Origin of the sequence: Sphaerotilus sp. FB-3 (assembly GCF_023706025.1) — a bacterium.
GTDB classification, from domain to species: Bacteria; Pseudomonadota; Gammaproteobacteria; order Burkholderiales; family Burkholderiaceae_C; genus Sphaerotilus; species Sphaerotilus sulfidivorans.
On record NZ_BQWE01000032.1, the window covers coordinates 74,635 to 96,284 of the forward strand.

Sequence of the window (21,650 nt, forward strand, 5' to 3'; positions counted from 1 at the left end):
TGCCGGAGAGATTCATGCCATCCATTCTCGCTGTCGACGATTCCCCCTCCATGCGCCAGATGGTCCAGTTCACGCTCAAGAGCGCTGGCTATCAGGTCGTGGAGGCGGTCGACGGAGCCGACGCCTGGGAAAAGGCCGGCCGCCAGCAGTTCGATCTGGTGCTGACCGACCAGAACATGCCTCGCATGGACGGAACCTCGCTGACGCGCAAGCTGCGCGAGACTTCCCAGTACCGGAGCACGCCGATCCTGATCCTGACCACCGAGTCGGGCGACGACATGAAGAAGGCCGGCAAGGAGGCCGGCGCCACCGGCTGGCTGGTCAAGCCCTTCGACTCGATGAAGCTGCTCGAGGTCATCCGCATGGTCATCCGCTGACCTGCCTCCCGATCCTGCACCGTTCGTGGCGCCTGGTGCCGCAGCTTGTCTGCTGCGCTCCACGTCACGCGGCTGCGGACCTGTTCGACGATTTCCGCCGCCCGCACCGAGTCCGCACCGAGCGCACTCACTGAGGAAGCCCCGACACCATGGCCGATCGACTCTCCCAAGGCTCTGCCTCTTCGCGTTCCAGCGACGGCGGCCTCGACCTGCAGCAGTTCCACCAGACCTTCTTCGAGGAGGCGGCGGAGAACCTGCAGAGCATGGAACAGCTGCTGCTCGCGCTCGATCCGGCCGCGGTCGACGACGAGACGCTCAACGCGATCTTCCGGGTCGCGCACTCGATCAAGGGCGGCGCGGCCACCTTCGGCTTCACCGCGGTGGCCACGCTGGCGCACGAGATGGAGACGCTGCTCGACCGGCTGCGCCGCCACGAGCTGGCGCCGACGCCGCCGATGGTCGATGTGCTGCTGCGCGGCGGCGACGCGCTGTGGGGTCTGCTGTCCTTCCAGCAGGGCCTGACCGACGAGGCGCCCGAGACCAGCGGCCTGGTCGCCGACATCCGCCGTCTGGCCAGCCTGGACGCGGCGGCCAGCGCAGCCCCGGCATCTGTACCGGTGGCGGCCCCTGCGGCGGCCGCGCCGACTGCTGCGCCCAGGCCGGCCGGCACCCGCGAGCTCGAGGTCCGCATCGGACCGCTCGAGCTGCCGCAGACGGCCAGCCATCTGCACGAGCTCTTCGAGGAGATTCCCGGCATCGGCGAGATGAAGCCGCTGGACTTCGGCGAGCCGGTCGACGGCATGCGCCGCTTCACCGTCATCACCAGCTGCACCGACAACGATCTGCTCGACCTGTTCAGCTTCCATGTCGATCGCAAGCTGGTCCATCTGATGGAATCCGGCCCCGGCTTCGGCTTCTACGAAGGCAATCCCGGCGTGCCCTCTGCCGCGCCCGAGCCGCCGCCTGCCGGTGCCCCCGCCCCGGCGGCGCCACCGGCTGCCGCCGCAGCCCCGGCCAGCGCGGCCAAGGGCGGCAACCGCGCGCCGGCCGCACCGGATGCGGCGACGCTGCGCGTCTCGGTCGAGAAGGTCGACCAGCTGATCAACCTGGTCGGCGAGCTGGTCATCACCCAGGCGATGCTGATCCAGGGCAGCCGCTCGCTCGACCCGGTGGTGCACCAGTCGCTGGTCAGCGCGATCAACCTGATGGAGCGCAACTCGCGCGACCTGCAGGACGCGGTGATGTCGATCCGCATGATCCCGATGTCGGCGGTCTTCAGCCGCTTCCCGCGCATGCTGCGTGATCTCTCGGGCAAGCTGGGCAAGCAGGTCGAGCTGGTCACGCACGGCGAGGCCACCGAGCTCGACAAGGGCCTGATCGAGAAGATCACCGACCCGCTGACCCACCTGGTGCGCAACTCCTGCGACCACGGCATCGAGCTGCCGCAGGCGCGGGTGCAGGCCGGCAAGCCGGCGGTGGGCACGATCACGCTGTCGGCCTGGCACCAGGGCGGCTCGGTGGTGATCGAGGTGCGCGACGACGGCAAGGGCCTGTCGCGCGAGAAGCTGATCTCCAAGGCGATCGAGCGCGGCCTGCAGGCCTCCGACTCGATGACCGACACCCAGGTCTGGAACCTGATCTTCGAGCCGGGCTTCTCGACCGCCGAGCAGGTCACCGACGTGTCCGGCCGCGGCGTCGGCATGGATGTGGTGAAGAAGAACATTCTCGGCCTGGGCGGGCGGGTCGACATCGAGTCGGCGCCGGGCTGCGGCATGAGCGTGAAGGTGCGCCTGCCGCTGACGCTGGCGATCATGGACGGCATGAGCGTGGCCGTCGGCGACGAGGTCTACATCCTGCCGCTGGGTTCGGTGGTCGAGAGCGACCTGATCGGGCCGGACCGCATCCGCTCGCTGGGCAACAACCACCGCGTCGCCAAGGTGCGCGAGGAATACCTGCCGGTGGTCGACCTGGCCGGGCACTTCGGCGTCTGGCGCGACGAGCCGCCGGCCCAGCCGATCATGGTCATCGTCGAGTCGGAAGGCTCGCGCGCGGCGCTGATCGTCGACGAGCTGATCGGCCAGCAGCAGGTCGTGGTGAAGAACCTCGAGACCCACTACAAGCGCATCCCGCATGTCTCGGGCGCGACGATTCTCGGCAACGGCCGGGTCGCGCTGATCCTCGACATCGCCACGCTGGTGCAGGCGCGCTGACGCGCCGCCCCGGCCCCTTCACGACACGACACGCGACAGACCAATCCCGGGAGCGCTTGCGATGCAGGACATGTTCTGGAATTTCACCATCCGACTGCGCATGGCCGCGGCGGTGGCCATGCTGGTGGGGCTGTTCGCCGTCATCGGCGCGATGGTCTGGAGCGGTGCCGACCGCCTGCTGATTCTCGGCACGATGGCGGCGATGCTGGCGGTCGTCGTGCCGCTGACGCTGATCAACTCGGCCTCGATCGTCGCGCCGATCGCCCGCGCCCAGCAGCTGACCGACGCGATCACCCAGGGTGATCTGGGCACCCGCCTGGAGGTCCGCGGCGAGGACGAGGCCGCGCAGCTGCTGCGTGCGCTGCTGCGCATGCAGGATGCGGTCGGTGCGATCGTCGGCAGCATCCGCGAATCGACCGATGCGGTCGGCACTGCCAGCACGCAGATCGCGGCCGGCAACCAGGAGCTGTCGATGCGCACCGAGCAGACCGCCGGCTCGCTGCAGCAGACCTCCAGTTCGATGGAGCAGCTCAGCGAGACGGTGCGCCAGACCGCCGATTCGGCCCAGCTCGCCAACGAGCTGGCCGGCCAGGCCTCCAGCGCCGCCCAGCGCGGTGGCGACGTGATGACCCAGGTGGTCAGCAACATGGAGGAGATCAGCGCCTCCAGCCGCAAGATCGCCGAGATCATCGGCGTGATCGACGGCATCGCCTTCCAGACCAACATCCTGGCGCTGAACGCGGCGGTGGAGGCCGCCCGGGCCGGCGAGCAGGGCCGCGGCTTTGCGGTGGTGGCCGGCGAGGTGCGCAACCTGGCGCAGCGCAGCGCCCATGCGGCCAAGGAGATCAAGACCCTGATCGGGGCCAGCGTCGACAAGGTCGGTGCTGGCACGCATCTGGTCCATGACGCCGGCCGGGCGATGAGCGACATCGTCAGCGGCGTGCAGCGTGTCAGCGACCTGATCAGCGAGATCACCGCCTCGACCAGCGAGCAGAGCACCGAGCTGGGCCGGGTCAGCGCCGCGGTCGGCCAGCTCGACCAGATGACGCAGCAGAACGCCGCGCTGGTCGAGGAGAGCGCGGCTGCCGCCGACAGCCTGCGCCGTCAGGCCGCGACGCTGGCGGCCGGCGTCAAGAGCTTCCAGCTGGGAACGGGCGGTGGCAGCAGTGGCAGCCGGGTGCCGTCCGTGTCGCCGGCACCGAAGCCGAAATCGGCTGCGCGTGCCGCTGCAGCGCCGGTGGCCCGCACCGCAGCGACGCCTGTGTCGGCGCCGGTCAGCCGGCCGGCACCGCCCCCGCCGCCCGCCGCCGAGCGCAAGGCCGCGCCGGCACCCGCGCCGGTGGCCGAGACCGGCTCGACCGAGCAGTGGGAATCCTTCTGATCAGCCCAGCGCCTTCCCGCCCATGTAGAGCGCCAGCAGGTAGAGCACCAGCGCGAAGGCGCGCTTGAGCTGCGCGACCTGCAGTGCATGGGCGGCCCGTGCGCCCAGCGGCGCGGTCAGCACGCTGGCGCAGGCGATCAGCCCGAGGCCCGGCAGCCACAGCCAGCCCAGCGCTCCCGGCAGGGGTGCCGGCATCGACCAGCCGCCGATCAGGTAGCCGACGGTGTTGGCCAGCGCGATCGGCAGGCCCAGCGCGGCCGAGGTCGCCACCGCGTGGTGCATCGCGACATTGCACCAGGTCATGAAGGGCACCGAGATGAAGCCGCCGCCGGCCCCCACCAGTCCGGAGATGAAGCCGATCAGCGTGCCCGCGCCCAGGCTGCCCGCGGTGCCGGGCATCTGCCGCGACGGTGCCGGCTGACGGTTGCGCAGCATCTGCGTGGCCGAGAAGGCGACGAAGACCGCGAAGACCAGCGCCAGCGTCGTGCCGCGCAGCGCGGCAAAAGCGCCTGCACCGGCGATCAGCCCGCCGACCGCGATGCCCGGCGCGATGCGCCGCACCAGATCCCAGCGCACCGCGCCGCGTCGGTGGTGGGCGCGCACGCTCGAGATCGAGGTGAAGACGATGGTGGCCATCGAGGTGGCGATCGCCATCTTGACCGCCAGCGCCGACTCCACGCCGCGGGCGGACAGGATCAGCGTCATGAAGGGCACGATCAGCATGCCGCCGCCGATGCCTAGCAGGCCGGCGAGAAAACCGGTGCAGCTGCCGAGAACGAGCAGCTGGGCGACCAGCATCGGGTCGAGGTTCATCGTGGTGGAGGGGAGGTGTCCATCGCGAACCGAGGGCCGCATTCCTGAACCCAGGGGATTCAGGTGGGCGAGGTCAGTCCGGCTTCGGGTTCATCTGACGCGAGACGATCGCACCAGCCGGACAATGTTCCAGGCCCGGGCTCGCGAGAGCATCGGTTCAAGGAAATATAAAACCCCCGCGGACGCGACGGACAGGGATCATTCTAGCTTCATTCCCTCGGCGCCGAGGCTGGCTTCGATGCGCCGCACCAGGCCGTCGACATCGATGGTGATCGGCGGCGGCGCGGGCGGCGGCGGGGGCGGCAGCGGCATCGGGGTGCCGCCCGAGTGGCGCAGCTCGCTCAGCGCGTAGGCGATGTTCAGCGCCGCCAGCACCGCGATGCGCTCGCGTGCCTTGACCCGGCCGGCATCGCGGATCGCGCACATCTCGCGGTCGACCCGGGTCACCGCCTCGGCCAGCACCGCGTCCCCCCCTTCCGGGCAGGCCAGCAGATAGATCTGGCCCATGATGCTGACTTCCATCTGCTTCATGCTCATACCCCGCCTCCCGAGGCGCCGCGTTCATGGGTGTCGACATCGCCGGCGGGCAGCCGCTCGAGCAGCGCGTCGATGCGGTTGCGCGCGGCCGCATAGCGCGAGCGCAGGTTGTCCCGCTCGGCCGCGACCGCGGTGAGCTGCTGCTCGAGCTGGGCATTGGCGCGCTTGAGCTCTTCGTGGCGAAGGATCAGCCGTTCTATCCGGTCGGCGAGGTCTTCGAGTGTGGACATTGCGCTGCTGTGCTGTCGGGGCGGTCGGTGCCGCTGCATCGTGTTGGCGCGAACGCCACAGGCGAGGGCGCCGGAAGGGTCCGATTGTAGTGGTGCACCGCCGCAATGTTTACAATTCACGCTGTTGGTGCTCGCCTGACCGGATCTGGTCGGCGGGTTAAACGGGAAACAGGAAGGTCAAGACCCGCCGGGTCGGCCCAACCTGTGCTGCCCCCGCAACGGTAAGCGGACGAGAGCCTCGGCGGCTCTCTGCCCCTGCGCACATGAACCACTGGCATCCAGGCGATGCCGGGAAGGGTCGCAGCGGGTTCGTCCGTCAGCCCGGATACCGGCCAACAGGGGGTCTGTCGATGCCGCGCCGGTCGCGGCGCCGGCGGGCCATGAGGTGCGAGGCCTGCGGGGACGCTGGCATGCACGATCCTGACACCGTTCCATCATGTCCAAGCTCTCCGTCGGCAGCCGTCTGCCCGAAACGCGCCTGCGCGCCACTGCTGCCGCCGCAGCGCTGATGCTGTGCCTGCCGCTGGGCGCTGCCGCCCAGTCCGCCCCGGCCGTGGCCACCGCGGCGGCCTCGCTGCCCGCCGTGGTGGTGACCTCCACCCGCAGCCCGATCCAGGCCGATCGCAGCATCGCCGACGTGACGGTGCTGACCGCCGAGGATCTGGCGCTCCAGTCCGGCCGCACGCTGGCCGAGGTGCTGGCGCAGCAGCCGGGCATCCAGTTCACCTCCAATGGCGGTCTGGGCAAGTCCAGCTCGATCTTCATGCGCGGCATGGAGGCGCGTCATGTGCTGCTGCTGGTCGATGGCGTGCGCTACGGTTCGGCGACGCTCGGCCAGGCCGACTTCGACAACCTGCCGCTGGGCGACATCGAGCGCATCGAGATCGTGCGCGGCCCGCTCTCCAGCCTGTACGGCAGCGATGCGGTCGGCGGCGTGGTGCAGGTCTTCACCCGCCGCGCCCAGCCGGGCCAGGGCCTGCGCGGCAACGGTGCGCTGACCGTCGGCAGCAAGCGCCATGCCCAGGGCAGTGCCGGTCTGAGCTTCGACGACGGCCTCTGGAACGGCGCGGTCCAGCTGATTCACACCGAGAACCGCGGCTTCTCGTCGACCAATGAGCGGGTGCTGTTCGGCAGCCACAACCCGGATCCGGACGGCTTCAACCAGAACGCCGGCAGCGCCCAGCTCGGCCTGCGCCTGCCGCAGGGCTGGCAGCTCAATGCCCGGCTGCTGCAGTCGGAATCGCGCACCGGCTTCGATGACGGCCCGGGCGCCGATTCGCGCGCCGGCCTGCGCACCCAGGTCGCCTCGGTCGATGCCAGCGGCGAGGTGGTCAAGGGCTGGTCGACGGTGCTGCGCATCGCCCGCAGCGCCAACGACTACGAGACGCAGGCCTCGGCCTCGCCCTGGACCGATCTGGGCACCATCGCCACGGTGCAGCAGCAGCTGAGCTGGGACAACACCTTCGCGCTGCCGGTCGGCTCGCTGCTGGTGGTGGCCGAGCATCTGAAGCAGAAGGTCAGCAAGCCGGGCGGCAACTACGAGGTGACCGAGCGCACCGTGCGCAGCGGCGCGCTGGGCTACCGCGTGGCGCTGGGTGCGCACACCGTGCAGGCCGGCGTGCGCCATGACCGCAACTCGCAGTACGGCGACCAGACCACCGGCAACCTCGGCTACGGCCTGGCGCTGAGCGATGCGCTGCGCCTGAGCGCCCAGCTCGGCACCAGCTTCGTCGCGCCGAGCTTCAACCAGCTCTACTGGCCGTCGTATGGCAACCCGGCGCTGGCGCCGGAGGAAGGCCGCCATGCCGAGCTGGGCCTGCGCTACACCGTGGGCGAGCAGAGCATCAGCGCGACGCTGTTCGGCAACCGGGTGCGCGGCTACATCACCCAGGGCGCCAACCCGACCAATCTGCCCTATGTCGAGAGCCGCGGCGTGACGCTGGCCTACGACGGCCGCTTCGGCCCGGTGCGGGTCGGTGCCGCCTACGACCATCTGGACCCGCGCAATGCCACCGAGGGCAGCGCCAACCACGACAAGCTGCTGCCGCGCCGCGCGCGCAACCAGGCCCGGCTGTCGGCCGATGTCGATCTGGGCGCCTGGAGCGTCGGCGCCGGCCTGCAGGCGCGCAGCCATCGCTACGACAACGCCGCCAACACCCTCCGTCTGGCCGGCTACGCGGTGGCCGACCTGAACGCGCAGTGGCAGTTCCAGCGCGACTGGTCGCTGGGCGCGCGGCTGAACAACCTGTTCGACCGCCAGTACGAGACCGCCTGGGGCTACAACCAGCCGGGCCGCGAGCTGCATCTCACGCTGCGTTACAGCCCGCGCTGAGCCTGAGCGATGATCGGGCGATGAGAATGGAGAACCATCAGCGCTGCGAATTCATCCTGGGCGGCCAGCGCAGCGGCAAGTCGCGCTGTGGCGAGCGTCGCGCGGCCGACTGGCTGGCCGGCGCGCCCGGGCGCCGTGCGGTGCTGCTGGCCACCGCGCTGGCCGGCGACGGCGAGATGCGCGAGCGCATCGAGCGCCACCGCCTCGATCGCCTGGAGCGGGTGCCGGCGATGGCGACCGACGAGGACTGCCTCGATCTGGCCGCCGCGCTGCGCCGCCATGCCGCGCCCGACACCCTGGTGCTGGTCGACTGCCTGACGCTGTGGACCACCCGCTGGCTGATGCCGCTCGAGGGCGAGCCGGCCGACGCGACGCGCTGGCAGGCCGCCTGCGACGCGCTGGCTGCGGCCCTGCAGCAGGCGCCGGGTCCGGTGGTGCTGGTCTCCAACGAGATCGGCCTGGGCCTGGCGCCGCTGTCGCGCGAGGCCCGGCACTTCGTCGATGCGCTCGGGCGGCTGCACCAGCAGGTGGCGGCGGTCTGTGCGCGGGTCACGCTGATGGTGGCCGGGCTCGAGATGGCGGTGCGGCGGTGAGGCGCACGGTCCTGCGGGCCTGCGCCGCGCTGCTGCCGCTGCTGGCGGCGTGGCCGGTGGTTCAGGCCCAGGCCCCGGCTTCGTCGGTGCCGCCGCGGCGCATCGTCTCGCTGATGCCCTCGCTGACCGAGACCGTCTGCGCGCTGGGCGAGTGCGAGCGTCTGGTCGGCGTCGACCGCTATTCCAGCTGGCCGGCCCGGGTCGAGCGGCTGCCGCGCCTGGGCGGCATGGATGATCCGCAGATCGAGCGCATCGTCGGCCTGCGGCCCGATGTGGTGCTGGCCGTGCCGTCGAGCCGCGCGGTCGAGCGGCTGCAGTCGCTCGGCCTGAAGGTGGTGGTGCTGGAGTCGCGCACCACCGAGGAGGCGCGGCGCACCGCCGAGACGATCGCGGTGCTGCTGGGCCGGCCCGGGCAGGGCACGGCGCTGTGGGCGCGCATCGACGCGCAGGTCGAGCGGGCCGTCGCCCGGGTGCCGGCCGGCTGGCGCGGGCGCAGCGTCTATTTCGAGGTCGACTCGGCGCCCTATGCGGCCGGGCGCAGCTCCTTCATCGGCGAGCTGCTGCAGCGCTTCGGCCTGGTCAACATCGTGCCGGCCGAACTCGGTCCCTTTCCGAAGCTCAATCCCGAATTCGTCGTGCGCGCCGCGCCCGATGTGGTGATGGCGGTCGAGCGCCACATCGCCGACATGCCGCGCCGGCCGGGCTGGGCCGGGCTGAAGGCGCTGCAGTCGGGCCGGCGCTGTGCCTTTCCGGCCGATCGCTATGACACCCTGGTGCGGCCTGGCCCGCGCCTGGGCGAGGCGGCCGAACTGGTCGCCGACTGCCTGACGGCCCTGCGCGAATGAGCCTCGAGGAACGCCATCGCCGGCGGCTGCTGGCCCGTGGGCTGGCGCTGCTGTCGCTGATCGGGCTGCTGGCCGGGCTGCTGATCGGCAGCGAGGGCGCCAGCTTCTCGGCGCTGCAGGCCCTGTTCGACGACGGTTCGGCCGGACTGGTGCTGGGCCAGATCCGTCTGCCGCGCACGCTGGGCGCCTGGCTGACCGGCGCGCTGTTCGGCCTGGCCGGCGCGATCGCGCAGGGGCTGTTCCGCAATCCGCTGGCCGATCCCTATCTGCTGGGCTCGGCCGCGGGGGCCTCGCTCGGTGTGGTGCTGGTGCTGACCGCCGGATCGGCGGTGCTCGGGGGCGGGGCGGCCGGCTGGCTGGCGCGGTTCGGGCTGGTCGGTGCGGCCTTCTGCGGTGCCCTGCTGGGCGTGTCGCTGACGCTGATGCTGGCCCGGGGCGCGACCCACACCACCCGGCTGCTGCTGGCCGGGGTGGTGGTCGGCGTGGTGCTGGGCGCCTTCAACGATCTGCTGACCACGCTCGACCCGGACGCGCTGCGCGGCAAGCAGGCCTTCCTGCTGGGCACGACCGGATTTCTCGGCTGGCCGTCCTGCCTGCTGCTGCTGCTGGCGCTGCTGGCGGCGCTGCCGCTGGCCTGGCGGCTGGCGCGGGTGCTCGATGCGCTGTCGCTGGGCGAGGACAGCGCCACCAGCCTCGGGCTGTCGCTGCCGCGGCTGCGGCTGGTGATGGTCGCGCTGATGGCGCTGGCCACCGGCACCGCGGTCGCGCAGGCCGGCATGGTGGCCTTCGTCGGCCTGGTGGCGCCGCATCTGGTGCGCCGCTTCGTGCAGGCGACGCACGGCTACGGCCTGGTGGCCAGCGCGGCGATGGGCGGCGTGCTGCTGATGGGCGCCGATGTGCTCTCGCGCTGGCTGATCGCGCCGCAGGAGCTGCCGGTCGGCGTGCTGACCGCGGTGCTCGGCGGCTCCTATCTGCTGTGGCTGCTGCAGCGCCGGAGGACGGGCTGATGGGCGGCCCCTTCGTGTCCGATCCGATGCTCAGCGCCCGCCGCCTGCAGGTGCGCCTGGGCGATCGCACGGTGCTGCGCGACATCGACCTGGACTTCGGCCCGGGCTGGACCGCGATCGTCGGACCCAACGGTGCCGGCAAGTCGACGCTGCTGCGTGCGCTGGCCGGGCTGCAGCCGCTCGAGCACGGCGAGGTCCGGCTCGACCGGGCCCCGCTGGCCGACTGGCCGGCGCCGCAGCGCGCGCGCCGGCTGGCCTGGCTGGCGCAGCAGGGCGAGGCCGGCGGCGACCTGACGGTGATCGATGTGGTCCGGCTGGGCCGGCTGCCGCATCTCGGCCTGTTCGGCCTGGCGCGCGGGCGCGACGAGCAGGCGGTCCGCCAGGCGATGCAGGCCACCGGATGCACCGCCTGGCGCCACCGCCGCCTGGCCGAGCTGTCCGGCGGCGAGCGCCAGCGGGTGCTGCTGGCGCGCGCGCTGGCGGTGCAGTCGCCGGTGCTGCTGCTCGACGAGCCGACCACCCATCTCGACCCGCCGCATCAGGTGGCGCTGGTGCGGCAGATGGCCCGGCTCGCCCGCCAGGAGAACCGCACCATCGTCGCGGTGCTGCACGAGCTGAGCCTGGCGCTGGCCGCCGACCGGCTGGTGGTGATGGCCGCCGGCCAGATCCACGCGATCGGCCAGCCCGGCGACCCGCTGGTGCAGCGCACGCTGGTCGAGGTCTTCGGCGGCGCGATCCGCATCGAGGCGGTGCCGGTGAACGCAGGCGCCACCGAGGCTGCGGCTGCTGCCGAAGTCCAGTGGGTCGCGCTGCCGCGGCTCTGATTCCCCCTGACTCGAATCGAAGCGAATAGCGAATCCAGACCATGCAGATCGAATCCCCCCCGGTCGAGCGCGACCGCCAGAAGCCCGAGGGCGAGCGCCGCGGCCTGATCCTGGTCCACACCGGCGACGGCAAGGGCAAGAGCACGGCCGCCTTCGGCCTGGCGCTGCGCGCGCACGGCCGCGGCAAGCCGGTGAAGATCTACCAGTTCATGAAGGTGCCCAGCGCGCGCTTCGGCGAGCACCGCATGTTCGAGCAGCTCGGCGTGCCGATCGAGGGCCTGGGCGACGGCTTCAGCTGGAAGAGCAGGGATCTGGAGCATTCCGCGCAGCTCGCCCGTGACGGCTGGGCGCGTGCCGAGGCGACGATCCGCGCCGGCGCGCATTTCCTGGTGGTGCTCGACGAGATCATGTACCCGCTGCGCTATGGCTGGGTGCCGCTGGAGCCGGTGCTGGCGGCGCTGCGCGAGCGCCCCGATCATGTGCATGTGGTGCTGACCGGGCGCAATGCGCCGCAGGAGCTGGTCGATCTGGCCGACACCGTGACCGAGATGCGCCTGGTCAAGCACCACTACCAGGCCGGCGTGCCGGCGCAGCGCGGCATCGAGGACTGAGGCGCATGCCGCTGTCGCTGCCGCTGCCGGAGTGGCTGACCGCGCTGCTGGGCTCGCCCTGGCCGTGGCCGCTGCTGCAGGCCGGCGCGCTGCTGCTGGCCTGGGCGCTGGACCGTCGCTTCGGCGAGCCGCCCGACCGCTGGCATCCGGTCGCCTGGCTGGGACGGCTGCTCGGGCCGGTCGGGCGCTTCTGGCGGGATCGTGCGCCGGCGGCGGCCTTCGCGGGCGGCGCGCTGTCGTGGCTGCTGATTGCCGCGGCGCTGGCCGGCGCGGCCTGGGCGCTGCAGCGCTGGATCGTCACGCTGCCGGGGCCGCTGGCGCTGGGGCTGCTGGCGCTGGCGCTCAAGCCGCTGTTCGCCTGCCGCATGCTGTGCGACGAGGTCGCCGCGGTGGAGGCGGCGCTGGCGCAGTCGCTCGAGGCCGGGCGCGCCCGGCTGGCCTGGCTGGTCAGCCGCGACGTGACGCGGCTCGATGCCGGCGAGGTGCGCGAGTCGGCGATCGAGACGCTGGCCGAGAACCTCAACGACTCGGTGGTGGCGCCGCTGGCCTGGTTTGCGCTGGCCGGACTGCCGGGTGCGGTGCTCTACCGCTTCGCCAATACCGCCGATGCGATGTGGGGCTACCGCGGCGCCTGGGAGTGGGCGGGCAAGTGGGCGGCGCGCGCCGACGATCTGCTGTCCTGGCCGACCGCGCGGCTGACCGCCGCGCTGCTGCTGCGCCCGGCCTGGCGCCCGCGCCAGTGGTCCCGGCTGGCCCGCGAGGCCGCATGCACCCCGTCGCCCAACGGCGGCTGGCCGATGGGCGCGATGGCGTTACGTCTGGATGTCAGATTGCGCAAGCCGGGCGTCTATGCTCTGCATGCCGCTGGACGATCTCCCGAGGCCGCGGACCTGGTGCAGGCGCTGCGGCTGGCCCGCTCGGCCGCGCGGATCTGGACGGGCGTGCTCGCGGGCGGACTGGTGGCGGGCGCGCTGATGATGCTGACACGGCTGGCCGGGGGGCCGGCCTGAGCCCATGACGACGCTGCACCACGACAATCAAATCACCTCGTCCCTGCACGATTTCGCGCGCACGCATGGCGGGTCCGATGCCCACGGCGTGCCGCGCTGGGACTTCTCCACCAATGCCAATGCCTGCGGGCCGGCGCCGATGGCGCTGGAAATGGTGCGCCAGGTCGATGCCCGGCGCTATCCCGATCCGACCTTCAGCGCGCTGCGGCGCCAGCTCGGCCAGCTGCATCAGGTCGATCCGGCGCGCATCGTGATCGCCGCCAGCGCCAGCGAGTTCATCCGCCGCATGACGCTGGCGATCGCGATGCTCAAGCCGGGCGCGCGGGTGCAGGTGCCCGACTACGCCTATGGCGAATATGCCGCCGCGGCGCATGCGCTGGGGCTGCAGCCCTGGCGCGCCAGCGAGCTGCCTGTCGACTCGCCGCCCTATCTGATCTGGCACACCGAGCCGGGCAGCCCGGCCGGCGACGCCGCTCCGGCACCGGACTTCGACCCGACCGACTCGGTGCTGGTGGTCGACCGCGCCTATGCGCCGCTGCGCCTGGACGGCGAGGCGCCGGAACTCTCGCCGCATGCCTGGCAGCTGTGGTCGCCGAACAAGGCGCTGGGCCTGACCGGCGTGCGCGGCGCCTATGCGGTGGCGCCGGAGCGCGGCGCGGTCACCGCCGAGCTGGTCGACTGGCTGCAGCAGCAGCTCGACCGGCTGGCGCCGTCCTGGCCGCTGGGCGCGCACGGAGTGGCGATGCTGAGCGCCTGGGCCAGCGACGAGGCCCAGTCCTGGGTGCGCGCCAGCCTGCACATCCTGCGCAGCTGGCGCCGTCAGCAGCTCGACCTGTGCCACCGGCGCCTGGGCTGGACCTGCCGCGCCAGCGTCACGCCCTTCTATCTGGCGCGCTGGGGGCGCTGGGACGATCCGGCGCAGGCGCAGGAGGATCCCGCCCATCCGGTGCGGCTGCTGCCGGAGCTGCGCACGCTCGGGCTGAAGCTGCGCGACTGCAGCTCGATGGGCCTGCCGGGCTGGGTGCGCGTCAGCGTGCAGGCGCCGCCCTCGCAGCAGGCGCTGTCGCAGCTCTGGCGCCAGGTGATCGGCGAGTCCAGCTTCGTGCCGACGGTGCGGCAGTCGGGTTTCCAGTCGCTGTCGACCTACTAGGACACACGGACGATGACGGGCAAGGCGATCATGGTGCTGGGCACCACCAGCGGGGCGGGCAAGAGCTGGCTGGCCACCGCGCTGTGCCGCTGGTATGCGCGGCGCGGCCTGCGGGTGGCGCCATTCAAGGCGCAGAACATGAGCAACAACGCGCGGGTCGTGCCGGCGCCGGGCGGGCGCATGGGCGAGATCGGCAGCGCGCAGTATTTCCAGGCGCTGGCCGCATGCATCCCGCCCGAGGTGCGCCACAACCCCGTGCTGCTCAAGCCCGAGGCCGACACCCGCAGCCAGGTCGTGGTGATGGGCGAGGTGCGCCGCGACCTGGCCGAGGTGCCGTGGCGCCGGCGCAGCGAGGCGCTGTGGCCGCATGCGCGCCAGGCGCTGGCCTCGCTGCAGGCCGAGCATGATCTGGTCGTGATCGAAGGCGCCGGCTCGCCCGCCGAGATCAATCTGCACGCCAGCGACTATGTCAACATGCGCACCGCGCGCGCCGCCCAGGCCGCCTGCCTGCTGGTGACCGACATCGACCGCGGCGGCGCCTTCGCGCACCTCTACGGCACGCACCAGCTGCTGCCCCCCGACGAGCGTGCGCTGATCCGCGGCTTCGTGCTCAACCGCTTCCGCGGCGACGCGGGCCTGCTCTCGCCGGGGCCGGAAATGCTCGAGCAGCTCACCGGCGTGCCGACGCTGGCGGTGCTGCCGATGTGGCGCGAGCACGGCCTGCCCGAAGAAGACGGCGTCTTCGACGACCGCAGCACCGGTGGCGCCGCGGCGGCGCGCCCGCTGCGGGTGGCGGTGGTGGCCTATCCGCGGCTGAGCAACCTCGACGAGTTCCAGCCGCTGCGCAACCTGGCCGGCGTGCGGCTGAGCTGGGCGCGCCATCCGCATGATCTGGACGGCGTCGACTGGATCATCCTGCCCGGCTCCAAGCACACCGGCGCCGACCTGGCCTGGCTGCGCGCGCAGCGGCTCGACGCGGCGATCGCGCGCCATGCGGCCGCGGGCGGCGCGGTGCTGGGCATCTGCGGCGGCCTGCAGATGCTGGGCGAGGCGCTGGTCGACCTGCACGGCATCGACTCGCCCGGCGGCGAAAGCAACGGCCCCGGCCTGGGCCTGCTGCCGCTGGTGACGCTGTTCGAGCCCGACAAGCTGCTGGCGCCGACGCAGGCCACCTTCGCCGCGCTGTCGGGGCCGTGGGCCGCGCTCTCGGGCGTGCGCTTCGACGGCTACGAGATCCACCACGGCCGCACCGCGCCGCATGCCGATTTGCCCGCGCCCGCGGTGGCGCTGCGCAACGCCGCCGGCGAGGTGCTGGGCTGGCAGCGCGGCCCGGTGCTGGGCCTGTACGCGCACGGCCTGTTCGAGTCGCCGGCGGTGCTGCGCGCGCTGTTCGGCGCGCAGGTGCGCACGCTCGACGCCGTCTTCGACGGCCTGGCCGACTTCCTCGACCGCCATGTCGCGCCGGACACGCTCGAGGCGCTGATCCGCTGATCCGCTGGACCGCACGCTCCCTGTTTCCCCTGTCCCCCCGAGAAGCACAAAGGACAAGACCGATGACGATGGACCTCTCCTCCGCCCGCACCGCACTCGCCGGGCTGCTCGATGTCGCCGACCTGCATGACGAGGCGCTGCAGGAGCGCGTGCAGCTCGCGCTCGACCGCAAGACCAAGCCGCAGGGCTCGCTGGGCCGGCTGGAGTCGCTGGCACTGAAGCTGGCGCTGATCCAGGGCAGCGAGCGCCCGCAGCTCCAGCATCCGCAGATGGTGGTGTTTGCCGCCGACCACGGCCTGGCTGCGCGCGGCGTCTCCGCCTTCCCGAGCGACGTGACCTGGCAGATGGTCGAGAACTTCCTGGCCGGCGGCGCGGCGGTCAGCGTGCTGGCGCGCCAGCACGGGCTGGCGCTGTCGGTGGTCGATGCGGGCGTCAAGCACGAGTTCGCGCCGCGTCCGGGCCTGATCTCGCGCAAGATCGGCTGGGGCACCGCCGACGCGCTGCAGGAGCCGGCGATGTCGCTGGCCGAATGCGTCGCCGCGATCGAGACCGGCGCCGGCGTGGTGCGCAGCCTGCCGGGCAATGCGCTGCTGCTGGGCGAGATGGGCATCGGCAACACCTCGGCGGCGGCGCTGCTGATGGCGCGCCTGACCGGCGAGTCGATCGACCGCTGCACCGGCCGCGGCACCGGCGTCGACGGCCCGGCGCTGGTGCGCAAGACCGAGATCCTGCGCCAGGTGCTGGCGCGTCATGCCGACGCGAGCGATGCGCTGGCCGCGCTGGCAGCGCTGGGCGGCTTCGAGATCGCGATGATGGTCGGCGCGGTGCTGCAGGCCGCGCAGGAGCGCCGCGTCATCGTCGTCGACGGCTTCATCGTCAGCAGCGCGGTGCTGGTGGCCTCCCGGCTGGCGCCGGCGGTGCTGCAGCGCTGCGTGTTCTCGCACCAGTCCGACGAGAGCGGCCACCGGCTGATGCTCGCCCGCCTGGAGGCCGAGCCGCTGCTGGCGCTGGGTCTGCGCCTGGGCGAGGGCTCGGGCGGGGCGCTGGCCTGGCCGCTGCTGGAGTCGGCCTGCCGCATCCTGGCCGAGATGGCCAGCTTCGAGGCGGCGGGCGTGTCCGACCGCGAGGCCTGAGCTTGGAAACCGCCCGATGAGCCTGCTGCTGCACGAGCTGCGCCTGTTCTTCGTGGCGCTGCAGTTCTTCACCCGCGTGCCGGTGCCGGCCTGGGTCGGCTGGTCGCCGGAGTGGATGCACGCCAGCTCGCGCCACTATCCGCTGGTCGGGCTGTGCGTCGGCACGGTCGGTGCGGCGGTGCTGCTGGGCGCGGCCGGGCTGTGGCCGCTGCCGGTGGCGGTCGGCCTGTCGATGGCGGCCACCGTCTGGATGACCGGCGGCTTCCATGAGGACGGTCTGGCCGACACCTGCGACGGCCTGGGCGGCAGCGTCAGCCGCGAGCGCGCGCTCACCATCATGAAGGACTCGCGCCTGGGCAGCTACGGCGCGCTCGGTCTGGTCGGCGTGCTGGGGCTGAAGGCCGCGGCGCTGCACGGGCTGGCCGCGCAGGACCTGACGGCCGCCGCGCTGGCGACCGTCTGGGCGCACGGCCTGTCGCGGGTGGCGCCGGTGCTGCTGCTGCGTGCGCTGCCCTATGCGGGCGATCCGGAGCATGCCAAGGCCAAGCCGATGGCGCAGCAGATCTCCGGCGGCGGCCTGGGCTGGGTGATCGCGGTGGCGCTGGCGCTGTGCGCGGGCGCGGCGGCGTGGGTCGGCGCGTTGCCTGTGCTGGCCGGCGCGGGCGCCATGGCCGCGATGACGGTCTGGTGCGCGCGCTGGTACCGGCAGCGCCTGGGCGGCTACACCGGCGACACGCTGGGCGCCTCGCAGCAGCTCGGCGAGGTCGCCGGCCTGCTGGGCTGGCTGGCGGCGCTGGGCGTGGCCTGACGGGGGAGCGCATGAACGAACTGCACATCTGGCGGCATCCGAAGCCGGTCGGCGCCGCCGGCCGCTGCCTGGGTCGCACCGACCTGCCGGTCGATCCGCGCAAGGCCCGCCGTCTGGCGCACCGCATCCGCCAGCACGCGCGCCGCCACGGCCTGCCACGCGAGATCCTGACCTCGCCGCTGCGGCGCGGGCGCGATGTCGGGCGCTGGCTGCGCCGCTGGGGCTGGACCCACCGCATCGAACCCGGCCTGATCGAGCTGGACTTCGGCAGCTGGGACGGCCGGCCCTGGCGCGAGATCGCCTGGGCCGAGGTGGCGGCGTGGGAGGCCGACTTTGCCGGCCACGCGCCCGGCGGCGGCGAGTCGCTGGACCGGCTGCGCGAGCGGGTCGCCGGCGTGCTGATGCGTCTGGCTGCGGCCGACCGGCCGGTGCTGGCGGTCGGGCACGCCGGCTGGATGAACGCGCTGGCGCTGCACGGCCGACCGGGCTCGCCCACGGCCGCCGACTGGCCGGCGCCACCGCGTCATGGGGCCATTCGTGTGGCGACCCTTTTGTGATTAATAATTACGGCCGTCCGACTCGACCGGACTGCGGCGAATCGCCCCGCCAGCCGTTACCATCCGCCGCCTCCGACCGACTCATCCGACCCCGACCGCCATGTTCCGCACGCTGCTGAAGTCCAAGATCCATCGCGCCACCGTCACTCACTGCGAGCTGCACTACGAAGGCTCCTGCGGCATCGACGAGGACCTGATGGACGCCGCCAACCTCTGCGAGAACGAGCAGATCCACATCTGGAACATCAACAACGGCGAGCGCTTCGTCACCTATGCGATCAAGGCGCCGCGCGGCAGCGGCATCTTCTCGCTGAACGGCTCGGCGGCGCGCCGCGCCTCGGTCGGCGACCTGATCATCATCGCCGCCTTCGGCCTGGTGGCGGAGGAGGGCGTGGCCGCCCACGAGCCCAGGCTCGTCTTCATGGACGAGAAGAACCAGGTGAAGGAGCTGCGCTCGCATCCGGAGAACCCGGAGCAGACCTCGCCGCTGCGCTGAAGAAGGACCGGCCGACGTGAGCCTGAACGACGACTGGCGCGCTCGCAGCCTGCGCGCGGTGTGGCATCCCTGCACCCAGATGAAGCTGCACGAGGGCCAGCCCGGCGGCCGGCCCGGCCTGCCGCTGGTGCCGGTGGTGCGCGCCGAGGGCGTCTGGCTGCATGACGCCGAGGGGCGCCGCATCCTCGACGGCATCAGCTCCTGGTGGGTCAACCTGTTCGGCCACAACCACCCGGCGCTGCGCGAGGCGCTGGTCGACCAGCTCGGCCGGCTCGATCACGTCATGCTGGCCGGCTTCACCCATCCGCCGGTGGTGGAGCTGTCCGAGCGGCTGGGCGCGCTCACCGGCCTGGGCCATGCCTTCTACGGCAGCGACGGCGCCTCGGCCACCGAGATCGCGCTGAAGATGAGCGCGCACGCCTGGCGCAACCAGGGCGAGCCGGACAAGACCCGCTTCGTCGGCCTGGCCGGCGGCTACCACGGCGAGACGGTGGGCGCGCTGGCGGTCACCGACCTGGGCATCTTCCGCGACGCCTATGCGCCGCTGGTGCGCCTGGCCGCCACCGTCGACAGCCCCGATGCCCGCGGTGCCCGTGCGGGCGAAAGCGCCGCCGACGTGGCCGAGCGGGCCGCCGCCGCACTGGCCGTCTGGCTGGAGGCGAACCACGCGCAGACCGCCGCGGTCATCCTGGAGCCGCTGGTGCAGTGCGCCTCCGGCATGGCGATGCACGATCCGGTCTACCTGCGCCGAGTGCGCGAGCTGTGCGACCGCTGGCGGGTGCATCTGGTGCTCGACGAGATCGCGGTCGGCTTCGGCCGCACCGGCACGCTGTTCGCGCACCAGCAGGCCGGCATCCGGCCGGACTTCCTGTGCCTGTCCAAGGGCCTGACCGGCGGCATGCTGCCGCTGTCGGCCGTGCTGACCACCGATGCGGTCTACCGCGCCTTCTGGGACGACGAGGTCGCGCGCGGCTTCCTGCACTCGCATTCCTACACCGGCAACCCGCTGGCCTGCCGCGCGGCGCTGGCGGTGCTCGACCTCTTCGAGCGCGAGGCGGTGCTGGCGCGCAACCGCGAGACGGCGGCCGCGCTCGACGCCCGGCTGGCGCCGCTGCACGCCCACCCGCGGGTGCGCCACGCCCGGCGCACCGGCATGATCTGGGCCTGGGACATCGACACGACGCTGCCCGACTTCGCGCGCCGCTACGGCCGCGCGGCGCTGGAGCGCGGCCTGCTGCTGCGCCCGATCGGCCGCACGCTCTACCTGATGCCGCCCTATGCGATCGACCCCGCGGGCGAGGACGGCAGCGGTGCCTTCCTGGCGCGCACCGCGCTGGAGGCGCTCGAGGCCACGCTGGCGCAGGAGGGCGAGGTCGCGCCCGCGCCCTCGGCCGCCCCGTCCGGCACCGGAGCGATCGATGCGGTCTGATCAGTCTGATCTCCGCTCGGTCTTCGTGATCGGCACCGACACCGGCGTCGGCAAGTCGCTGGTGAGTGCGGCGCTGCTGCGCGGCGCGGCGCAGGCCGGACTGCGCGCGGTCGGCATGAAGCCGGTGGCCGCCGGGATCGATCCGCAGCCCGACGGCTCGCTGGCCTGCGGCGATGTGCTGACGCTGCAGGCGGCCGGCAATGTCGCGGCCGATCCGGCGCTGGTCAATCCGTTCTGCCTGCCCGATCCGCTGTCGCCGCATCTGGCGGCGCGCCGCGCCGGCCGGCGCATCACGCTGGCGCCGCTCGTCGCGGCGCACCGCGCGCTGCTCGCGCAGGCCGACCGGGTGATCGTCGAGGGCGCCGGCGGCTTTCTCGTGCCGCTGGACGAGGGCGATGGCGATCCTGCGCCCGGCGCGCCGCTGCTGACCGGTGCCGATCTGGCGCAGGCCCTGGGTGTGCCGGTGGTGCTGGTGGTCGGCCTGCGCCTGGGCTGCCTGAACCATGCGCTGCTGACGGTCGAGGCGGTGCGTGCGCGCGGCCTGACGCTGGCCGGCTGGGTCGCCAACCGCATCGACCCGGCGATGGCCTGCGCCGACGAGAACCTCGATTTCCTGCGCCGGCACATTCCGGCGCCGCTGCTGGCCGACGTGCCGCACGCCTCGCGCTGGCCCCAGGGCTGGCAGCCGAGCCTTTTCCTGTCCTGATCCGTCCGATCTGTCCTGACCTGTTGCGCGCTTCTTGTTCCCGCGCTGGAGATTCCCGAATGAGCCTTGTCCAGAACCCGTCCGCCTGCGCCGCCCCGTCCGCCGACGCCCCGCAGCCGATCACGCTGGTGCGGCCGGCCCGTGCGGCCGAGCCCGCCGCGGACGCCCGCTGGAGCGTCGAGGCGATCGAGGCGCTGTTCGCGCTGCCCTTCAACGACCTGCTCTGGAAGGCGCAGCAGGTCCACCGCGAGCACTTCGACGCCAACGAGGTGCAGCTGTCGACGCTGCTCTCCATCAAGACTGGCGGCTGCCCCGAGGACTGCGGCTACTGCCCGCAGTCGGTGCACCACGACACCGGCGTCGAGGCCGGCAAGATGCTCGACATCAAGGCGGTGCTGGAGGCCGCGAGCTGCGCCAAGGGCCAGGGCGCGACCCGCTTCTGCATGGGCGCGGCCTGGCGCGCGCCCAAGGACCGCGACATCGAGAAGGTCGCCGAGCTGGTCTCGGGCGTGAAGGCGATGGGCCTGGAGACCTGCTGCACGCTGGGCATGCTGAGCGAGTCGCAGGCGCAGACGCTCAAGGAAGCCGGCCTCGACTACTACAACCACAACCTCGACACCGCCCCTGAGGCCTACGGCCGCATCATCTCCACCCGCGACTACCAGGACCGCCTGGATACGCTGGAGAACGTGCGCCGTGCCGGCATGAACGTCTGCTGCGGCGGCATCGTCGGCATGGGCGAGTCGCGCCGCGAGCGCGCCGGGCTGGTCGCGCAGATCGCCAACCTGACGCCGTACCCGGAATCGGTGCCGATCAACGAGCTGGTGCAGGTCGAGGGCACGCCGCTGGCCGGTACCGACAAGCTCGACCCGCTCGAGTTCGTGCGCACCATCGCGGTGGCCCGCATCACGATGCCGACCGCGCGGGTGCGCCTGTCGGCCGGCCGCGAGCAGATGAGCGAGGCGGTGCAGGCGCTGTGCTTCCTGGCCGGCGCCAACTCGATCTTCTACGGCGACAAGCTGCTGACCACCGGCAACCCGCAGTCCGAGCGCGACCGCGCGCTGCTGGACAAGCTCGGGATGAAGACCAGCGCCTGAAGTCCACCCCCGC

General features: G+C 72.4%; 22 protein-coding genes and 1 riboswitch. Of the genes, 19 read left to right on the plus strand and 3 right to left on the minus strand.

All coding sequences use genetic code 11. From position 1 onward, the window contains the following. Positions 1-14 precede the first annotated feature (14 nt). The 3 genes from NFT33_RS13140 to NFT33_RS13150 all read left to right on the plus strand — a co-directional run bounded on the left by NFT33_RS13140 (position 15) and on the right by NFT33_RS13150 (position 3,968). Entirely contained in the window at positions 15-377 is a 363-nt protein-coding gene (locus tag NFT33_RS13140; RefSeq protein WP_037483269.1) for a response regulator, read from the plus strand. Between the two features lie 149 nt (positions 378-526). Beyond that, positions 527-2,587 (plus strand): chemotaxis protein CheA, encoded by a 2,061-nt coding sequence (locus NFT33_RS13145; RefSeq protein WP_251675966.1) that lies wholly within the window; start codon positions 527-529, stop codon positions 2,585-2,587. Positions 2,588-2,648: 61 nt separating this feature from the next. Next, entirely contained in the window at positions 2,649-3,968 is a 1,320-nt protein-coding gene (locus tag NFT33_RS13150) for a methyl-accepting chemotaxis protein (protein ID WP_251675968.1), read from the plus strand. Here the strand turns inward: NFT33_RS13150 and NFT33_RS13155 are convergent, their stop codons facing one another. From NFT33_RS13155 to NFT33_RS13165, 3 genes are all read right to left on the minus strand, one after another. Further along, a complete protein-coding gene (locus NFT33_RS13155; RefSeq protein WP_251675971.1) occupies positions 3,969-4,781 on the minus strand; it encodes a sulfite exporter TauE/SafE family protein in 813 nt (270 codons plus the stop codon). 198 nt (positions 4,782-4,979) lie between these two features. Beyond that, positions 4,980-5,312, minus strand: a complete 333-nt coding sequence (locus NFT33_RS13160; protein WP_149505299.1) for a cell division protein ZapA — start codon at positions 5,310-5,312, stop codon at positions 4,980-4,982. A gap of 2 nt (positions 5,313-5,314) precedes the next feature. Then, complete coding sequence (locus NFT33_RS13165; protein ID WP_037483244.1) at positions 5,315-5,548, minus strand: cell division protein ZapB; 234 nt, start codon at positions 5,546-5,548, stop codon at positions 5,315-5,317. A 108-nt stretch (positions 5,549-5,656) separates the two neighbouring features. Beyond that, positions 5,657-5,899, plus strand: a riboswitch (cobalamin riboswitch). 85 nt (positions 5,900-5,984) lie between these two features. Here NFT33_RS13165 and NFT33_RS13170 point away from each other — a divergent pair. From NFT33_RS13170 to bioB, 16 genes are all read left to right on the plus strand, one after another. Next, on the plus strand, positions 5,985-7,880 hold the full coding sequence (locus NFT33_RS13170; RefSeq protein ID WP_251675973.1) for a TonB-dependent receptor domain-containing protein: 1,896 nt from the start codon (positions 5,985-5,987) through the stop codon (positions 7,878-7,880). Positions 7,881-7,900: 20 nt separating this feature from the next. Continuing rightward, on the plus strand, positions 7,901-8,473 hold the full coding sequence (locus NFT33_RS13175; RefSeq protein ID WP_149504186.1) for a bifunctional adenosylcobinamide kinase/adenosylcobinamide-phosphate guanylyltransferase: 573 nt from the start codon (positions 7,901-7,903) through the stop codon (positions 8,471-8,473). Next, on the plus strand, positions 8,470-9,318 hold the full coding sequence (locus tag NFT33_RS13180; RefSeq protein ID WP_251675975.1) for an ABC transporter substrate-binding protein: 849 nt from the start codon (positions 8,470-8,472) through the stop codon (positions 9,316-9,318). Before NFT33_RS13175 ends, NFT33_RS13180 begins: the two co-directional genes overlap by 4 nt. Then, complete coding sequence (locus NFT33_RS13185) at positions 9,315-10,325, plus strand: FecCD family ABC transporter permease (protein WP_251675977.1); 1,011 nt, start codon at positions 9,315-9,317, stop codon at positions 10,323-10,325. The genes NFT33_RS13180 and NFT33_RS13185 overlap by 4 nt, the downstream gene beginning before the upstream one ends. Beyond that, positions 10,325-11,149: an ABC transporter ATP-binding protein gene (locus tag NFT33_RS13190; RefSeq protein WP_251675978.1), complete on the plus strand. Its 825-nt coding sequence runs from the start codon at positions 10,325-10,327 to the stop codon at positions 11,147-11,149. Before NFT33_RS13185 ends, NFT33_RS13190 begins: the two co-directional genes overlap by 1 nt. A 41-nt stretch (positions 11,150-11,190) precedes the next feature. Next, positions 11,191-11,760 carry a cob(I)yrinic acid a,c-diamide adenosyltransferase gene (gene cobO / locus NFT33_RS13195; RefSeq protein WP_251675980.1) on the plus strand — a complete coding sequence of 190 codons (570 nt, stop codon included), beginning with the start codon at positions 11,191-11,193 and terminating at the stop codon, positions 11,758-11,760. Positions 11,761-11,765: 5 nt separating this feature from the next. After that, positions 11,766-12,770: an adenosylcobinamide-phosphate synthase CbiB gene (cbiB, locus tag NFT33_RS13200; protein WP_251675982.1), complete on the plus strand. Its 1,005-nt coding sequence runs from the start codon at positions 11,766-11,768 to the stop codon at positions 12,768-12,770. Between the two features lie 4 nt (positions 12,771-12,774). Continuing rightward, positions 12,775-13,920 (plus strand): aminotransferase class I/II-fold pyridoxal phosphate-dependent enzyme, encoded by a 1,146-nt coding sequence (locus NFT33_RS13205; RefSeq protein ID WP_251675985.1) that lies wholly within the window; start codon positions 12,775-12,777, stop codon positions 13,918-13,920. Between the two features lie 12 nt (positions 13,921-13,932). Further along, the gene (locus tag NFT33_RS13210; RefSeq protein WP_251675987.1) at positions 13,933-15,411 is read left to right on the plus strand and encodes a cobyric acid synthase; all 1,479 of its coding nucleotides are present in this window, start codon (positions 13,933-13,935) and stop codon (positions 15,409-15,411) included. A gap of 68 nt (positions 15,412-15,479) precedes the next feature. After that, positions 15,480-16,544 (plus strand): nicotinate-nucleotide--dimethylbenzimidazole phosphoribosyltransferase, encoded by a 1,065-nt coding sequence (gene cobT / locus NFT33_RS13215; RefSeq protein WP_251676016.1) that lies wholly within the window; start codon positions 15,480-15,482, stop codon positions 16,542-16,544. Between the two features lie 16 nt (positions 16,545-16,560). Next, on the plus strand, positions 16,561-17,352 hold the full coding sequence (locus tag NFT33_RS13220) for an adenosylcobinamide-GDP ribazoletransferase (RefSeq protein WP_251675989.1): 792 nt from the start codon (positions 16,561-16,563) through the stop codon (positions 17,350-17,352). 11 nt (positions 17,353-17,363) lie between these two features. Continuing rightward, complete coding sequence (locus tag NFT33_RS13225) at positions 17,364-17,909, plus strand: histidine phosphatase family protein (protein WP_251675990.1); 546 nt, start codon at positions 17,364-17,366, stop codon at positions 17,907-17,909. Positions 17,910-18,009: 100 nt separating this feature from the next. Next, entirely contained in the window at positions 18,010-18,405 is a 396-nt protein-coding gene (gene panD, locus NFT33_RS13230) for an aspartate 1-decarboxylase (RefSeq protein ID WP_149504179.1), read from the plus strand. Positions 18,406-18,421: 16 nt separating this feature from the next. Further along, positions 18,422-19,834 carry an adenosylmethionine--8-amino-7-oxononanoate transaminase gene (bioA, locus tag NFT33_RS13235; protein WP_259373340.1) on the plus strand — a complete coding sequence of 471 codons (1,413 nt, stop codon included), beginning with the start codon at positions 18,422-18,424 and terminating at the stop codon, positions 19,832-19,834. Further along, positions 19,824-20,540 carry a dethiobiotin synthase gene (gene bioD, locus NFT33_RS13240; protein WP_251675992.1) on the plus strand — a complete coding sequence of 239 codons (717 nt, stop codon included), beginning with the start codon at positions 19,824-19,826 and terminating at the stop codon, positions 20,538-20,540. Before bioA ends, bioD begins: the two co-directional genes overlap by 11 nt. A gap of 59 nt (positions 20,541-20,599) precedes the next feature. Beyond that, on the plus strand, positions 20,600-21,637 hold the full coding sequence (gene bioB / locus NFT33_RS13245; protein ID WP_251675995.1) for a biotin synthase BioB: 1,038 nt from the start codon (positions 20,600-20,602) through the stop codon (positions 21,635-21,637). The last annotated feature ends 13 nt before the right edge of the window (positions 21,638-21,650 follow it).

Excerpts from the sequence above, each read along its gene's own strand:
- NFT33_RS13225 (WP_251675990.1), top strand. The coding sequence starts at position 17,364 with ATGAACGAACTGCACATCTGGCGGCATCCGAAGCCGGTCGGCGCCGCC.
- NFT33_RS13175 (WP_149504186.1), top strand. The coding sequence starts at position 7,901 with ATGAGAATGGAGAACCATCAGCGCTGCGAATTCATCCTGGGCGGCCAG.
- NFT33_RS13170 (WP_251675973.1), top strand. The coding sequence starts at position 5,985 with ATGTCCAAGCTCTCCGTCGGCAGCCGTCTGCCCGAAACGCGCCTGCGC.
- bioD (WP_251675992.1), top strand. The coding sequence starts at position 19,824 with ATGCGGTCTGATCAGTCTGATCTCCGCTCGGTCTTCGTGATCGGCACC.
- cobO (WP_251675980.1), top strand. The coding sequence starts at position 11,191 with ATGCAGATCGAATCCCCCCCGGTCGAGCGCGACCGCCAGAAGCCCGAG.
- NFT33_RS13210 (WP_251675987.1), top strand. The coding sequence starts at position 13,933 with ATGACGGGCAAGGCGATCATGGTGCTGGGCACCACCAGCGGGGCGGGC.
- NFT33_RS13165 (WP_037483244.1), bottom strand. The coding sequence starts at position 5,548 with ATGTCCACACTCGAAGACCTCGCCGACCGGATAGAACGGCTGATCCTT.
- NFT33_RS13145 (WP_251675966.1), top strand. The coding sequence starts at position 527 with ATGGCCGATCGACTCTCCCAAGGCTCTGCCTCTTCGCGTTCCAGCGAC.
- NFT33_RS13190 (WP_251675978.1), top strand. The coding sequence starts at position 10,325 with ATGGGCGGCCCCTTCGTGTCCGATCCGATGCTCAGCGCCCGCCGCCTG.
- cobT (WP_251676016.1), top strand. The coding sequence starts at position 15,480 with ATGGACCTCTCCTCCGCCCGCACCGCACTCGCCGGGCTGCTCGATGTC.
- bioB (WP_251675995.1), top strand. The coding sequence starts at position 20,600 with ATGAGCCTTGTCCAGAACCCGTCCGCCTGCGCCGCCCCGTCCGCCGAC.
- NFT33_RS13150 (WP_251675968.1), top strand. The coding sequence starts at position 2,649 with ATGCAGGACATGTTCTGGAATTTCACCATCCGACTGCGCATGGCCGCG.
- NFT33_RS13140 (WP_037483269.1), top strand. The coding sequence starts at position 15 with ATGCCATCCATTCTCGCTGTCGACGATTCCCCCTCCATGCGCCAGATG.
- NFT33_RS13205 (WP_251675985.1), top strand. The coding sequence starts at position 12,775 with ATGACGACGCTGCACCACGACAATCAAATCACCTCGTCCCTGCACGAT.
- NFT33_RS13185 (WP_251675977.1), top strand. The coding sequence starts at position 9,315 with ATGAGCCTCGAGGAACGCCATCGCCGGCGGCTGCTGGCCCGTGGGCTG.
- panD (WP_149504179.1), top strand. The coding sequence starts at position 18,010 with ATGTTCCGCACGCTGCTGAAGTCCAAGATCCATCGCGCCACCGTCACT.
- NFT33_RS13160 (WP_149505299.1), bottom strand. The coding sequence starts at position 5,312 with ATGAAGCAGATGGAAGTCAGCATCATGGGCCAGATCTATCTGCTGGCC.
- NFT33_RS13155 (WP_251675971.1), bottom strand. The coding sequence starts at position 4,781 with ATGAACCTCGACCCGATGCTGGTCGCCCAGCTGCTCGTTCTCGGCAGC.
- cbiB (WP_251675982.1), top strand. The coding sequence starts at position 11,766 with ATGCCGCTGTCGCTGCCGCTGCCGGAGTGGCTGACCGCGCTGCTGGGC.
- NFT33_RS13220 (WP_251675989.1), top strand. The coding sequence starts at position 16,561 with ATGAGCCTGCTGCTGCACGAGCTGCGCCTGTTCTTCGTGGCGCTGCAG.